Source organism: Rhodopila globiformis (assembly GCF_002937115.1).
Taxonomy (GTDB): domain Bacteria; phylum Pseudomonadota; class Alphaproteobacteria; order Acetobacterales; family Acetobacteraceae; genus Rhodopila; species Rhodopila globiformis.
The window spans coordinates 1-13,946 of sequence record NZ_NHRY01000118.1; the positions used below are offsets into that span (position 1 = coordinate 1).

The 13,946-nt window shown below is 67.4% G+C and carries 10 protein-coding genes; 4 read left to right on the forward strand and 6 right to left on the reverse strand.

The window, feature by feature from the left end:
- Window positions 1–559: 559 nt before the first annotated feature.
- Genes CCS01_RS11770 through CCS01_RS11780 form a run of 3 tightly spaced genes read right to left on the reverse strand, consistent with a single transcriptional unit; the run spans window position 560 to window position 5,211 of the window.
- Complete coding sequence (locus CCS01_RS11770) at window positions 560–4,030, reverse strand: chromosome segregation SMC family protein (protein WP_104519019.1); 3,471 nt, start codon at window positions 4,028–4,030, stop codon at window positions 560–562.
- A gap of 18 nt (window positions 4,031–4,048) precedes the next feature.
- The gene (locus CCS01_RS11775) at window positions 4,049–4,669 is read right to left on the reverse strand and encodes a DsbA family protein (protein ID WP_104519020.1); all 621 of its coding nucleotides are present in this window, start codon (window positions 4,667–4,669) and stop codon (window positions 4,049–4,051) included.
- Window positions 4,670–4,689: 20 nt separating this feature from the next.
- Complete coding sequence (locus CCS01_RS11780; protein ID WP_239992123.1) at window positions 4,690–5,211, reverse strand: DUF721 domain-containing protein; 522 nt, start codon at window positions 5,209–5,211, stop codon at window positions 4,690–4,692.
- Here CCS01_RS11780 and CCS01_RS11785 point away from each other — a divergent pair.
- The 4 genes from CCS01_RS11785 (at window position 5,201) to CCS01_RS11800 (ending at window position 10,665) form a co-directional block, all read left to right on the forward strand.
- Window positions 5,201–6,253 carry an A/G-specific adenine glycosylase gene (locus CCS01_RS11785; protein WP_239992124.1) on the forward strand — a complete coding sequence of 351 codons (1,053 nt, stop codon included), beginning with the start codon at window positions 5,201–5,203 and terminating at the stop codon, window positions 6,251–6,253. The genes CCS01_RS11780 and CCS01_RS11785 overlap by 11 nt on opposite strands.
- A gap of 1,265 nt (window positions 6,254–7,518) precedes the next feature.
- Window positions 7,519–8,628, forward strand: a complete 1,110-nt coding sequence (locus tag CCS01_RS11790; protein WP_104519021.1) for an S-(hydroxymethyl)glutathione dehydrogenase/class III alcohol dehydrogenase — start codon at window positions 7,519–7,521, stop codon at window positions 8,626–8,628.
- Window positions 8,629–8,701: 73 nt separating this feature from the next.
- The gene (locus tag CCS01_RS11795) at window positions 8,702–9,262 is read left to right on the forward strand and encodes a coiled-coil domain-containing protein (protein ID WP_104519022.1); all 561 of its coding nucleotides are present in this window, start codon (window positions 8,702–8,704) and stop codon (window positions 9,260–9,262) included.
- Window positions 9,263–9,399: 137 nt separating this feature from the next.
- Window positions 9,400–10,665: a M16 family metallopeptidase gene (locus CCS01_RS11800; RefSeq protein WP_104519023.1), complete on the forward strand. Its 1,266-nt coding sequence runs from the start codon at window positions 9,400–9,402 to the stop codon at window positions 10,663–10,665.
- A gap of 706 nt (window positions 10,666–11,371) precedes the next feature.
- On the opposite strand, the gene CCS01_RS11805 is transcribed toward CCS01_RS11800, so the two are convergent.
- The 3 genes from CCS01_RS11805 to CCS01_RS11815 are packed head-to-tail and all read right to left on the reverse strand — an operon-like array spanning window position 11,372 to window position 13,696.
- Window positions 11,372–12,541 (reverse strand): mandelate racemase/muconate lactonizing enzyme family protein, encoded by a 1,170-nt coding sequence (locus tag CCS01_RS11805; protein ID WP_104519024.1) that lies wholly within the window; start codon window positions 12,539–12,541, stop codon window positions 11,372–11,374.
- A 19-nt stretch (window positions 12,542–12,560) separates the two neighbouring features.
- Window positions 12,561–13,016, reverse strand: coding sequence for a protoporphyrinogen oxidase HemJ (gene hemJ, locus CCS01_RS11810; RefSeq protein ID WP_104519025.1), 456 nt, complete (start codon window positions 13,014–13,016; stop codon window positions 12,561–12,563).
- On the reverse strand, window positions 13,013–13,696 hold the full coding sequence (locus CCS01_RS11815; RefSeq protein ID WP_158258351.1) for an HAD family hydrolase: 684 nt from the start codon (window positions 13,694–13,696) through the stop codon (window positions 13,013–13,015). The genes hemJ and CCS01_RS11815 overlap by 4 nt, the downstream gene beginning before the upstream one ends.
- Window positions 13,697–13,946: the final 250 nt, after the last annotated feature.

Consider the following 13,946-nt stretch of genomic DNA (forward strand, 5'->3'; position numbering starts at 1 on the left):
GAGGCCGCTGGGCGGGGTCGGTTGGCGGGTACGGGGGCTGCCTGCGTTTCGGCTTATGAGGGTCAGCGGCGGCGGGCGTGCGGGCGGATCTTCCGGATATGTAACCACAGAGAATAACTGAGGCCGTTGGAGGGCCGCTGAGAAGAATTTGTGGCGCTGCGCGCGAAGCGCATGACAACCGGCGCTGCCGGATTACCCGACGCTGGTCAGCGCCGCCTGGCCGGGTCAATGAATCTAGCCGGTCCGACATCAACATTCGCACCTGCCCGCGCAACGTCCTCCCAAATCGACACCCGCACCCGGCCGCACAACGCCCTCCCAAAGCGACATCCGCACCGGCTTGCGCAACGTCCTCCTGAAGCACCATCCGCACCGGCCCGCAAAACGTCCTCCTGAAGCAGCACCCGCGCCGGACCGTGCAATGTCCCCCTGATCCCCTGTGGCCCTCCGTCACCCTCGCCTTACTTCTCTGTGCGAACAGAAATACGCCATCAACCGCGCTGTCCCTGCCAGGGACGCACCCGACAGCGCCGCAGACCACGCCCCCCCCTCCGAGCCCTCACTCCGCCGCGAGGCGCGGCGGATCGACCATCTCCGTCGCCGCCGCCAAGTCGACCGAGAGCAGCCGCGACACGCCGCGCTCCTGCATCGTCACGCCGTACAGCCGGTCCATCCGCGCCATCGTCAGCGGATGGTGGGTGACGACCATGAACCGCGTGCCGGTATCGCGCACCATGTCCTCCAGCAGCGTGCAGAACCGGTCCACGTTGGCGTCGTCCAGCGGCGCGTCGACCTCGTCCAGCACGCAGACCGGCGCCGGGTTGCAGCGGAACACTGCAAAGATCAGCGACAGCGCCGTCAGCGCCTGCTCGCCGCCCGAGAGCAGCGACAGCGCCGCCAGCTTCTTCCCCGGCGGCTGGGCGTAGATCTCCAGCCCGGCCTCCAGCGGATCATCCGATCCCACCAGCGCCAGCTGCGCCCGGCCGCCGCCGAACATGTGGGTGAACAACTGCTGGAAATTCTTGTCCACTTCCTGGAACACCGCGGTCAGCCGCTCCCGCCCCTCGCGGTTCAGGTGGCCGATGGAGCCGCGCAGCTTGGCGATGGCGGTGGTCATTTCACTGCGGTCGGTCTCGATCGTCGCGATCCGCTTCTCGACGTCCTCGGCTTCCTGCTCGGCGCGCAGGTTGACCGGGCCCATCTCCTCGCGCTCCTTCACCAGGCGTTCCAGCTTCCGGCGGGCCTTGTCCTCGACCTCCTGCGTCGGCTCCGGCGGCGGGTCGGGCAGGGTCGGGTTGGCGCCGAGCCGTTCCAATATCCGCTCGGCCACCGTCCCCCAGGCGTGATCGGCCTGCTGCGCGACACCCTCGGCGCGCACGGCATCCTCGCGCCGGCTGGCCAGCGCCTGTTCCGCGGCCCGTGCGGCCTTGTCGGCTTCGGTGGCCGCGTTCACCGCCGCGGCCAGCGCTTTCGCGGCGCGGCGGTGCGTGGTCTCGGCGCCTTGCAGTTCGTCCAGCGCCTCGGCGCGGCGGGCGGCGATCTGCGCCGGGTTGGCCTCCAGGGTCCGCAGCGCGTCCTCGGCCTCGGCCTGCCGCGCGGTCAGGTCGACGACGCGGTCGCCGGCGTCCTTGGCACGCTCGGCCCAGCCGGCGCGCTCGGCGATGATCACCCGCCGGCGGTTGACCCGGGCGGCATGCTCGCGGCTCAGCGAGTCGCGCTCGGTCCGCGCCGCGGTCTCGCGCGCCCGCGCTTCCGACAGCGCCGCGCGGGCCAAGTCCACCGCGGCACGCAGGGCGGCGACATCGGGCAGGGCGGTGTTGGCCTCGCGCACCTGCGCCAGGGCGGCCACCGCCTCGTCCCGCTCGGCGGTGACGCGGGCAAGCTGCTCGTCGGTCGCGGTCAGCCGGGCGGTGGCGGTCGCCGCCTGGTTGCGCAGGCTGGTCAGGCCGGCGCGGGCACGTTCCAGCTTCTGCTCCCACTCGCGCCGCGTCGTGCGGGCCTGCTGCTCGGCCTGCACCGAGGCCTGGGCCGCCGTCTCCGCCGCCGCGCGCTCCGTCCGGGCCGCCGCCGCGGTCTGTTCCGCCGCTTCCAGGCGCTTGCGCAGGGTGGCCAGGCGGTTGCGCTGCTGCAAGCGCACCGCCGCGGCCGTCGGCGTGCCGGCGCGAATGGTATAACCGTCCCAGCGCCAGATCGCGCCGGAGCGTGCGACCAATGACTGGCCGGGCAGCAGGGCGGACTGATAGTCGAACCCATCCTGGTCGCTCTCGACCAGACCAATCTGCGACAGCGCCCGCGCCAGCACCGCCGGCCCCTGGACGTGCGCCGCCAGCGGAGTCGCGCAGGCAGGCAGGGCCGGGACCGGGTCGAACGCCGGCAGCTCGCGCCAGTGCCGCGGCGCCGCCGGGTTCAGCGCCGAGGTCAGCTCCTCGCCCAGCACCGCGCCCAGCGCCGCTTCCAGCCCGTCGGCCACGGTCAGCGAATCGACCATCGGCGGCCAGCGCTCGCCGTCCTTCACCGCCAGTACTTCGGCCAGCGCCTGGCATTCGGCGGCCAGTTTGGCGCGCGCCGAATCGGCGGTGCTCTGGGCATCGCGCGCCGCGACCAGCGCTGTCGCCGCCGTCGCGCGCGCCTGCTCGGCCTGCTCCACCGCGGCGCGGGCGGCGGTCGCGGCGGCCTCGGCCTCAGCGGCTTCGCCGGTGGCGCGGGCGATCAGCGCCGGATCGACCTGCTGCGCGGCGACCCGCTCGCGCTCCTGGGTGGCGGCCTGGAACTGGCCGTTCAGCCGGGTGGCGCGCTGCTCGGCCTGAGCCGTGAGTTGCGCGGCGGCCTGGGCGCGGGCATTGGCTTCCGCCGCCGCCTCGGTGGCGCGGTTGGCGGCGGCTTCCGCCTCGCGCACCGCATCGGCCGCTTCGGCGGCGCTGGCGGTGGCGGTTTCGGTGCGGGCGTCGTGGCCGGTCTCGGCCTCAACCAGGGTGGCCTCTTCCGCCGCCAGGCGTTCATCGGCGGCGGCCGCGTCCGCCTGCAACTGCTGGGCGTGGGCGAGGTCCTGGCGGATCTGGCCGATGCGGCGCTGTGCCTCGGCCAGCGCGGTGCGGGCGCGCTGCTCCTCGCCGGCGATCTGTTCCTGTGCGACGCGGTGGCGTTCCAGCACGGTACGGGCATCCGCCTCGCGCTCGCGCAGCGGCAGCACGGCGGCGGCGGCTTCGGTGGCCTGCGTCGCGGTCGCCTTGACCGCCTCGGCCGCCACCGCCACTGCCTGCTCCGCCGCCTGCAGCGCCGTCGCCGCCCGCGCGCGGTCCTGCTCGACCCGCGCCTTCTGCACCGCCAGCAATTCCGCCTCGGCGGCGCGGATGGTGCCGGAGATGTTGCGGTAGCGGCTGGCCTGGCGCGCCTGCCGCTTCAGGCTGCCGAGCTGGCTTTCCAATTGGCCGCGCAGGTCCTCGGCGCGTGCGAGATTGGCCTCGGCCGCCCGCAGCTTCAGTTCCGCCTCGTGCCGGCGGGCATGCAGGCCGGTGATGTTGGCGGCTTCCTCCAGCACGCTGCGGCGGTCTTCCGGCCTGGCATTCACCAGGGTGCCGACGCGCCCCTGGCTGACCATCGCCGAGGCGCGCGAGCCCGACGCCAGGTCCGCGAACAGCGTCTGCACGTCGCGGGCGCGGACGTCCTTGCCGTTGATGCGGTAGGCCGAGCCGCTACCGCGCTCGATGCGGCGGACGATCTCGAGCTCGTCCTGTTCATGGAACGGCGGCGGCGCGCGGCCGTGCGCCTCATCCAGGTAGAGCGATACCTCGGCGATGTTGCGCGAGGCGCGCCCGGCGGTGCCGGCGAAGATGACGTCCTCCATCTCGCCGCCGCGCAGGTTGCGGGCGTTGCTTTCGCCCATCGCCCAGCGCAGCGCCTCGACCACGTTGGACTTGCCGCAGCCGTTCGGGCCGACGACCCCGGTCAGTCCCGGCATGATCTCGACACTGGTGGGTTCCGCGAAGCTCTTGAACCCGGCGATGCGGAGACGACGGAAACTGACCGGCAAGGCGGACTCCTGGTGCTGTTAGGCCGGGATCAGCTTGCGGAAGGATTCGTAGCTCATCTCGCCGGCGTATTTCTGGCCATTGATGACAAAGCTCGGAGTCGAGTCGATCTTGTATTTTTCCGATGCCTCCTGCTGGTCCTTCAGGATCCAGTCGCGCAGGCCGGTATCCGAGATCGCCTTGTCGAAGGTCTGCCGGCTCATGCCCGCCAGCGCCGCGGTCTTCCAGATCTCTTCCTTGGGGTCGTTGCTGCGGTTGAACGCCCAGTTGTTCTGGGTGGCGAACAGCGCGTTGACGAACGGCTCGTAGCGGTCGACCGGCAGGTAGCGCGCCACCATCGCGGCCATCAGTGCAAGCTGGTCGAGCGGATAGTCGTGATACACCCACTTTACCACGCCGGTGTCGATCAGGTTCTTCTGGATCTGCCGGAACGTCGTGTCGGCGAAGTCGGCGCAGTGGGTGCAGGTCAGGGAGAAATACTCGTTGACGGTCACCTTGGCATTCGGCTTGCCGACGAACCGCTCGGCGCGGGTCTGGGCCTCCTGGGCAACGGCCAGTCCGCCGAGCGCCGGCACCGCCAGGGCGGTCAGGGCGATGCGAGCCGGCACCACTGATAGTAGAAAGCGGCGGGAAAACTGCATGGATACCTCTATATGTGGTATTATTGCTTTTTCATACGGCGTGTCGAGTGTTTGCTGTGGCCCGGCGGCACACGGCCCAACACCACACGGCCAAGTGAAGTCAGCGCGGCGCGGAGCTCCCCGTCAGGGAAATCGCCGATTGCGGCCTCGGCCTCGGCTGCCGCTTCCGGCGGCGGCTTCGCGGCCGGGCGCGGCTTGCGCGGCACGGCGGCCTGGGTGAAGCGCAGCGACTGGACCGGCTGGCCGCCCAGGTAGGTGTTGATCCGGTTGATCAATTCCACGCCTTCGTAGTGCAGCGCCATGGCGACCGGGCCGGCGCAGGCGATCGTCAGCAGCCCGCGGTCGAGCCGGCGCGGCGCGGTCATGGCGGCGATTCGCGGGCCGACGATCGCCTCCCAGTCGGTCAGCATCATCGCCCAGGCCGGGTTGTGTTTGCGAAACACCGGGCGGGTGATGTCCGGCAGCAGCGCGCCGAGGCCGCGCGGGCCGTAGACGAAGCGGCGCGATGCCGCCATACCGGTCTTTGTGTCGTTGTCCGCCATTGCTCCTGCCGACATCCTTCTCCACTGGTACGACCGCCACCGGCGCACGCTGCCGTGGCGGGCGGCGCCCGGCGAGACCCCCGATCCCTACCGCGTCTGGCTGAGCGAGATCATGCTACAGCAGACCACCGTCGTTGCTGTCATACCTTACTATGAGCGGTTCGTAAGCCGCTTCCCGACGGTGGAGGCACTGGCGGCGGCGCCTTTGGATGCGGTCCTGTCCGCCTGGGCCGGGCTTGGCTACTACGCCCGCGCCCGCAACCTGCACGCCTGCGCCCGGGCAGTGGCGGCGGCGGGCGGGTTTCCGCGCGATCTTGTCGGGTTGCAGGCGCTGCCGGGCATCGGCGCCTATACCGCCGCCGCCGTCGGCGCCATCGCCTTCGGCCTGCCGGCGGTGCCGGTGGACGGCAACGTGGAGCGGGTGGCGGCGCGGCTGTTCGCCATCGAGCAGCCCCTGCCGGCGGCCAGGCCGGCGCTGCGCCAGGCTGCGGCGCGGCTGGGCGAGGACCCGGCGGCCCGTGCCCGGCCAAGCGATTTCGCCCAGGCGCTGTTCGACCTCGGCGCCTCGGTCTGCACGCCGGCGGCGCCGGGCTGCGCCGTTTGTCCGTGGATCGAGTCCTGCGCCGCGCGCCGCATGGGCATCCAGGCCAGCCTGCCGCGCAAGCTGCCGAAGAAGGCGCGGCCGGTGCGCTACGGCGTGCATTTCTGGCTGACGGATGATCGCAAGCGGGTGCTGCTGCGGACCCGGCCCGCGGAGGGGTTGCTGGGCGGGATGACGGAACTGCCGGGCACGGCCTGGCGCGACACGCCCTGGACGGTGGCCGAAGCGTTGGCCGACGCGCCGGTGCAGGCCGAGTGGCGGGGCGCTGGCCAGGTCCGGCACGGCTTTACACATTTTGAACTGATTATTGACGTTTTGGCCGCGCATGTGCCGGAAATTAGCGGCAAAGGCATCGCTCAGCCACTGGATGCTCTGGAGGATGCGGCGTTGCCCTCGGTCATGTGGAAATGTGTCCGCATGGCAATCGAGACGCGAGAATGACGCAGTGTCGCGGACAGATCGCGCCACTACGAGTGATGGCGCTGCGCGACACCCGGAGGTTGAAGTCTCCAGATGCTTGCAAAAGGCTGTTGAGGGCTGCATTTTGCATGCATGACAGGCGTGAACGATCCGACGTTTGACCCCGCACGCGTTTGACCCCGCACGGGCCTCGGCCCGAAAAGGCCGCAAGGTCGCAATCACCCTGCGCATTGACGAAGCCGGTTCAAGAAGCTGGCACGTCTGGCAGAGTCGGAGAATCGCACGCCGGAAAGCTACGCCGAGGCCGCATTGTTGAGAGATTTGGCGGCCAAGGAAGAAGACGATCGTGCGATCACAATGATCGTGCCACCTGAGGCTGCCGGTATAATCCCAGGTCCGTTACTCCGCAGTGAAGGCGAATCGGACGAGCGCTATGCCCAGCGGTCTCTGCTGTTCGATCGGCTTTTTGCCATTCCGGATAGCGATGGTTGAGGATGGCTGGCATTCCGTGGCCATGGAAGGTCAAATCAAAAAGCGATCCTTGACCGACTCTCGTCGTCTTGTCTAACAATCAATCATCTCACAATCCAAACCGGCTTGGGGCTTGCCGGGCGATACCTCCATCCAGAAATTTGCCGGGAGACTGCCGCCCATGCCAGCCATCGACAAGATTGTCGAAGGTGGGTTCGTCAGAGCTCTCTTTCCTACCTCAGAACGCCCTCGTCAGCCAGGCCTGCGCCATATCTGCTACTGCCTGGGGCGTCCGGCCGCCGATTGCCGTGATGGCTTATACCACGTCGAAACCGTGGCCAGGGGACAATCCGTTGCCGTTGGGGGTGCGCATATTCACTCTGGAGGAGGCCAGGAAACTCAACCAAGGCCGCGCCTTTCGGCTTCATCTCAATTGCATGGCCCGACTGCCAGTGACGTCGGCCTGGTTTCCACACCTTGATTCGCCCAGCCAGGGTGTCGTGGCCGTGGCACCGCCCGACGGCACCGCCCGACTTGCGGCAGGAACTTCTTGATATTGCCACTGAACTTGCAAAGCGCCATTGGGAGAACATCGCGTGGCGCGGCCCTTGACCGGCTTGAAGATAACGCGGCCCGTTCGGCGGGGCCATTTGCCCAAGGCGCGGCTGTTCACATTGTCTGATATTGCCAATGGTCTTGCAGGTGTAACCTCTGGAAATACAGTGGTTTGTGGTACCCAGCGTGACAATGCGGGGCGCATTGCCGCCAACAGGCAGCACTGATAAGTCAGGAAAAAGGCCCGATGGGAGGACGAAATGAAGACACGTGCCGCGGTTGCCCGCAAAGCCGGTGAGAAACTCAGCCTGGAAACGGTCGACCTGGAAGGCCCGCATGAGGGCGAGGTCCTGGTCGAGATCAAGGCCACCGGCATCTGTCACACCGATGAATTCACCCTGTCCGGCGCGGACCCTGAGGGGCTGTTCCCGTCGATCCTGGGCCATGAAGGCGCCGGCGTGGTGGTCGACGTCGGCGCGAACGTCACCAGCCTGAAGAAGGGCGACCACGTCATCCCGCTCTACACGCCGGAATGCCGGCAATGCGAATACTGCCTGTCGCGCAAGTCCAACCTGTGCGTGGCGATTCGCGCGACCCAGGGCAAGGGCGTGATGCCGGACGGCAGCAGCCGGTTCTCCAGCGGCGGCCAGCCGGTGTACCACTACATGGGCACCTCGACCTTCTCCAACTTCACCGTGCTGCCCGAGATCGCGCTGGCGAAGATCCGGCAGGACGCGCCGTTCGACAAGGTCTGCTACATCGGCTGCGGCGTCACCACCGGCATCGGCGCCGTCATCAACACCGCCAAGGCCGAGGCCGGCTGCCGGGCGATCGTCTTTGGCCTGGGCGGCATCGGCCTAAACGTCATCCAGGGTCTGCGCATGATCGGCGCCGAGCAGATCGTCGGCGTGGACCTCAACCCCGGCCGCAAGCCGATGGCCGAGAAGTTCGGCATGACCCACTTCGTCAACCCGAGCGAAGTGCAAGGCGACCTGGTGCCATATCTGGTGGACCTGACCAGGGGTGGCGGCGACTACACCTTCGAGTGCATCGGCAACACCAAGGTGATGCGCCAGGCGCTGGAATGCGCGCACCGCGGCTGGGGCAAGTCGGTCATCATCGGCGTCGCCGGAGCAGGGCAGGAGATTGCCACGCGCCCCTTCCAGTTGGTCACCGGCCGCACCTGGATGGGCACCGCGTTCGGCGGCGCGCGCGGCCGGACCGACGTGCCGAAGATCGTGGACTGGTACATGGAGCGCCGGATCAACATCGACGACCTGATCACCCACGTGCTGCCGTTCGAGCAGATCAACGAAGGCTTCGACCTGATGCGCCGCGGCGAGTCGATCCGGTCGGTGGTGGTTTACTGACGGAACGGCGTTAACCAAATGTCAACCTGGCCGTGCTGGACTGATTCGTCCCCGCACGGTTAGGCTTGGCATCATGAACGCGGTTCCGTTCGACACGCTCAAATTCGCCCGCAAGCTGGCAGCCTCCGGCATGGCCGCCAACGTCGCCGCCGGCACGGCCGAGGCGCTGGCGGAAGCCATGAGCGGCGCGGAACCGGCCACCCGATCCGACGTGAACGATCTGGGTGTTGTTCTCAGATCCGAGATGGCCACCATGCGGTCCGAGCTTGGGTCCGAGATCGCGGCTGTCCGGTCCGAGCTTGGGTCCGAGATCGCGGCTGTCCGGTCCGAGCTTGGGTCCGAGATCGCGGCTGTCCGGTCCGAGCTTGGGTCCGAGATCGCGGCTGTCCGGTCCGAGCTCAAGTCTGATATTGCTGCCTTGCGATCCGAACTCAAGGCCGACAGCGCCGCCATCCAAACCGGACTGAGTTCCGACATCACTGCCGTTCGAACCGAGGTTACCGCCCTGCGGACCGAGTTGAAGTCGGACATGGCACTGCTCCGGCGGGACCTGACCATCAAGCTCGGCAGCATGATGATCATCGGCTGCGGCATCCTGCTCGGAGCGATGCGCTTCTTCGTGCTTCACCCCTGACAAGGGTGGGGACTGGCGAAGCCGGTCCGCAGCGCCATCTATTCAGCCAGTGTCCCGCCAATCGGTTGCGCCAACCGCCCCGGACGGTGCACACAGGGACATAAGCCAACCTGCCAGCATGAAGAGAACCGATCATTATGGATGAGCCGATCCAAGTCACTCGTTTGCCGTCTGGCCTGACGGTCGTCACCGAACGCATGGATCGGGTCGAGACCGTGTCCATCGGCGCCTACGTCGCCACCGGCTCGCGCAACGAGACGACCGAGGAGAACGGCGTTTCCCACTTCCTGGAGCACATGGCCTTCAAGGGCACCGCCTCGCGCAGCGCCGCCGCCATCGCCGAGGAGGTGGAGGCCGTCGGCGGCCACATCAACGCCTACACCGCACGCGAGCAGACCGCCTATTACGTCAAGCTGCTGAAGGAGGACACCGCCCTCGGCTGCGACATCATCGGCGACATCCTGACCCACTCCAGCTTCGAGCCGGAGGAACTGGAACGCGAACGCAGCGTCATCCTGCAGGAGATCGGCCAGGCGAACGACACGCCGGATGATATCATCTTCGACTATTTCCAGGCGACGGCGTATCCCAACCAGTCGCTCGGCCGGGCGGTGCTGGGATCGGCCGAGGTGATCCGCGGCATGGGACGGTCAGTGCTGACCGGCTACATGGGCCGCAACTACAGCCACGGCAACATCGTGGTCGCCGCGACCGGCAAGCTGGAACATGGGGCGATCCTCGATCTGGTTCAGAAGCATTTCGGCGACCTGCCGTCCGGCGCGGCAACGCCGTTCGAGGCCGCGACCTATACCGGGGGTGAGTTCCGCGAGGACCGCGACCTCGACCAGGTGCACCTGCTGCTGGGCTTCCCGTCCGTCGGGTATGGCGACCCGGACTATTACACCACCCTGCTGCTGTCCACGCTGCTGGGCGGCGGCATGTCGTCGCGGCTGTTCCAGGAGATCCGCGAGAAGCGGGGTCTGGTGTATTCGATCTACTCGTTCACCGCGCCGTTCAAGGACGGCGGCCTGTTCGGCATCTATGCCGGCACCGGCGAGAGCGAGGCGGCGGAGCTGACGCCGGTGGTTCTGGAGGAACTGGCCAAGGTGCAGGACGGCGTCAGCGAGGCGGAACTGGCCCGCGCCCGCGCGCAGGTGAAGGCGAGCCTGCTGATGTCGCAGGAGAGCACCGGCAGCCGGTGCGAGCAGCTGGCGCGGCAGATCCAGACCTTCGGCCGGGTGGTCTCGACCGCGGAGGTGCTGGGGAAGATCAACGCGGTGACCGAGGCGGACATCCGGCGCATGGCGGCGCGGCACTTCCGGGCGGCGCCGACACTGGCGACGGTGGGACCGTCGGAGAACGTGCCGGGGCTGGAGACTATCGTGGAGCGGCTGGCAGCGTAGCGCTGGGGGTGGCTGGGGAAACCGGTTGGCGGCTGCCGGACGGTTTCGCTCGCAGGTTCATTTAACACAGAGCTGGCCAGCCGGCGCGCCGGCACTGCGATAGCTGAAAATGGGCGAGAGGCCGTTACCTCTCCGACATGGCCAGGCGTGCCAGGATAAGCGGACTGGTAGAGCAAGCTCGTCTCCGCATGGAGTTGTTCCACCTCATACCAACGAACCAGACCGATGACCCATTTTTGGGTTGTGCCACCGCCGCTCGATGCTGCCGGCCGGGACGCGTGCCCGCACAGAGCCGCCGGAACCGCGGAAAGAATATCTGCGTTCATCTGCGGTTCCCATTATTCCGTAGGATGAACAGCCACGCTGCATCCCGGCCTGAGCGCCGACGACCGTTCCGTGGCTTGCCGAGAGTGCCGGGTTGGGAACCGCAGATGAACGCAGATGACGGCCTGCGAACACGCGGCTGTCGTGCCACGCCACACGCGTCACCGGACAGACATCGATTGCGAACGCGGCCCCTGGCGCGATCAGGGCGGGCGCATTTGTCCTCAGCGAACGGTCATCGGACCAGACCCCCGGAAGCAGCTGCTGGCCGAGCACGCCGAAGCTGATCTGACGGCAAGGCCCTGTGACCCTCCGCCTATCTCTGTATCGTAATATTCCGATGTCGGTATAGACGTGGCGGCTCCCCCAGGGCACCGGCGCCTCAGCACGCCAGTTCCCGCATGACCGCGTACAGATCCGACTTGCCCTCGAACCCAATCCCCGGCAGCTCCGGCAGCGTCACGATACTATCCCGCACGACCGTCCCATCCGGGAACCCGCCATACGGCTGGAACACATCCGGATAGCTCTCATTGCCGCCCAGTCCCAGCCCGGCGGCGATGTTCAGCGACATCTGGTGCCCGCCATGCGGGATGCAGCGCTTCCATGACCATCCATGGTTTTTCAGCATCGCCAGCGTCCGCTGGTATTCGCACAGCCCATACGACAAAGCGCAATCGAACTGCAGCCAGTCACGGTCCGGCCGCATCCCGCCGTAGCGGATCAGGTTGCGCGCGTCCTGGTGACTGAACAGGTTTTCCCCTGTCGCCATCGAGCCGGGATAGAAGTCCGCAAGTGCCGCCTGAAGCTGGTAATCCAGCGGATCGCCGGCCTCCTCGTACCAGAACAGGTCGTAGTCCCGCAGCATCTTCGCGTACGCAATCGCCGTCTCCAGGTCGAAGCGGCCATTCGCATCCACCGCCAGCCTGGCGTGCGGCCCGATTTCCTTCAGCACCGCCTCGATCCGGCGGCGGTCGTCGGCGATCGACTCGCCGCCGATTTTCATCTTGACGACGGAATACCCGCGCTCCAGGTAGCTGCGCATCTCGGCGCACAGCGCGGCATCGTCCTTGCCGGGATAATAATAGCCGCCGGCGGCATAGACGAAGACCCTGGGGTCCGCGACGACGCCGCGCCGTTCGGCCAGCAGGCGGAACAGCGGCTTGCCGGCAATCTTCGCCACCGCGTCCCACACCGCCATGTCAATGGTGCCGACCGCCACTGAGCGGTCGCCATGCCCGCCCGGCTTCTCGTTGCGCATCATCGCCGCCCAGACCTTGTCCGGGTCCAAATTGTCGCCGGTTTCGTCCAGCAGCGACCCCGGCTCAGCCTGAAGGATGCGATCGGCGAACCGCTCGCGGATCAGCCCGCCCTGGCCGTAGCGACCGTTGGAGTTGAAGCCATACCCGACGACCGGGCGGCCATCGCGCTGCACATTGGTGACGACGGCCACCAGGCTCGACGTCATCTTGCTGAAGTCGATGTAGGCGTTCCGTATCGCTGAGCCGATGGGCTTGGTGACCTCACGGACGTCGACGATACGGACCGGCATCGGCAAAAGGCTCCTTGGTTCAGGCCCAGGGGCGGACGATCACCATGATGACGATGATGACCATCAGGACCGTGGGGAATTCATTGGCAATCCGATAGAACTTGCCGCGCCGCGTGTTGGCGTCACGCGCGAAGTCCTTCCGCCAGCGGCCCAGCGCCATATGGAACGCGGTCATCAGGATGACGCAGAAGATCTTCACATGCCACCAGCCGCTGGCCCAGTCGATGATCCCCGGGGTCAGCACGAGGATGATCCCGAACAGCCAGGTCGAAATCATCGCCGGGTTCATGATCGCCTTGAACAGCCGGTATTCCATCAGCTTGAACCGCTCGCTCTCGGCGCTGCCGATCTGCAGGTCGCAGTGGTAGACGAACAGCCTCGGCAGGTAGAACAGGCCCGCCATCCAGGCGATCAGCGAGATCACATGGAAGGCCTTGGTCCAGGGATAGAGGTAAGCAAACGCATCAATCGTCATTGGGTGCCATGCAGGTAGGAACGGATCAGGTCAGGTAGCGCAAACATTGACGTGAAGGGAAGGGCTCCCGCCGCGCTGAGCTGCGCGCCGTTGCCGTTGGGGCTGTAGCCCAGGCATGGCATGCCGGCCGCCACCGCGCCCCGCACCCCGGCCAGCGAGTCCTCCACCACCAGGCAGGCGGCCGGCGCCACGCCCTCGGCTGTCGCGGCCTCCAGGAACAGGTCCGGCGCCGGCTTGCCCCGCTTGCCCAGGCGCAGCAGATCATAGGCGCTGTGGATGCGCCCCTTCAGCAAGTCGGCCAGGCCGGTGCGGGTGAACTTCGCTGCCATCTCGCCGCGCGAGGAATTCGACGCGACCCGATACGGCACGCCCATGTCCCGGGTCGCCTCCAGCGCTTCACGCGCGCCGGCGACCGGCTCGACTTCCTCGGCCATGACGGCGGTGACCCGCTGGATCACGCCGCTCACCCAGTCGGGGCCCAGCGAGCGGCCGAGCTGCTTCTCCGCCGCCCGCTGGATGTCGGGGAAGGTCAGGCCGAGGAACAGCCGGTGGCACTCCTCGGGCGACAGCGGCCACCCGGCGGCATGCAGGTCGCGGGAGACAACCCGGTCGCACAGCGCTTCGCTGTCGATCAGGACGCCATCGCAATCGAAGATGACGAGGCGGAGGGGGAGGTTCATTGTCATAGCGGGCGGGTTTAGCCCCATACGTGACAGTATGCCATACGGACCCGGCGGTTTTTTTCGCACATGCAGCACGACGGCCGGTTCAGCGATGGCTACAGCAGACCGCAGGTTGGTTGACCCACATTTGCCGACCAAACGCCAACTTAGCGTAACGAACGGTCCGAAAACCGGAGAAATCCGCCATTCATCCCGCCGGAATTTTTTGTAGTGCCATAATTTCACGGAACCCTCTTGACGACTCGGC

Excerpts from the sequence above, each read along its gene's own strand:
- CCS01_RS11775 (WP_104519020.1), bottom strand. The coding sequence starts at position 4,669 with ATGCAGTTTTCCCGCCGCTTTCTACTATCAGTGGTGCCGGCTCGCATC.
- CCS01_RS11780 (WP_239992123.1), bottom strand. The coding sequence starts at position 5,211 with ATGGCGGACAACGACACAAAGACCGGTATGGCGGCATCGCGCCGCTTC.
- CCS01_RS11790 (WP_104519021.1), top strand. The coding sequence starts at position 7,519 with ATGAAGACACGTGCCGCGGTTGCCCGCAAAGCCGGTGAGAAACTCAGC.
- CCS01_RS11795 (WP_104519022.1), top strand. The coding sequence starts at position 8,702 with ATGAACGCGGTTCCGTTCGACACGCTCAAATTCGCCCGCAAGCTGGCA.
- CCS01_RS11800 (WP_104519023.1), top strand. The coding sequence starts at position 9,400 with ATGGATGAGCCGATCCAAGTCACTCGTTTGCCGTCTGGCCTGACGGTC.
- CCS01_RS11805 (WP_104519024.1), bottom strand. The coding sequence starts at position 12,541 with ATGCCGGTCCGTATCGTCGACGTCCGTGAGGTCACCAAGCCCATCGGC.
- hemJ (WP_104519025.1), bottom strand. The coding sequence starts at position 13,016 with ATGACGATTGATGCGTTTGCTTACCTCTATCCCTGGACCAAGGCCTTC.
- CCS01_RS11815 (WP_158258351.1), bottom strand. The coding sequence starts at position 13,696 with ATGAACCTCCCCCTCCGCCTCGTCATCTTCGATTGCGATGGCGTCCTG.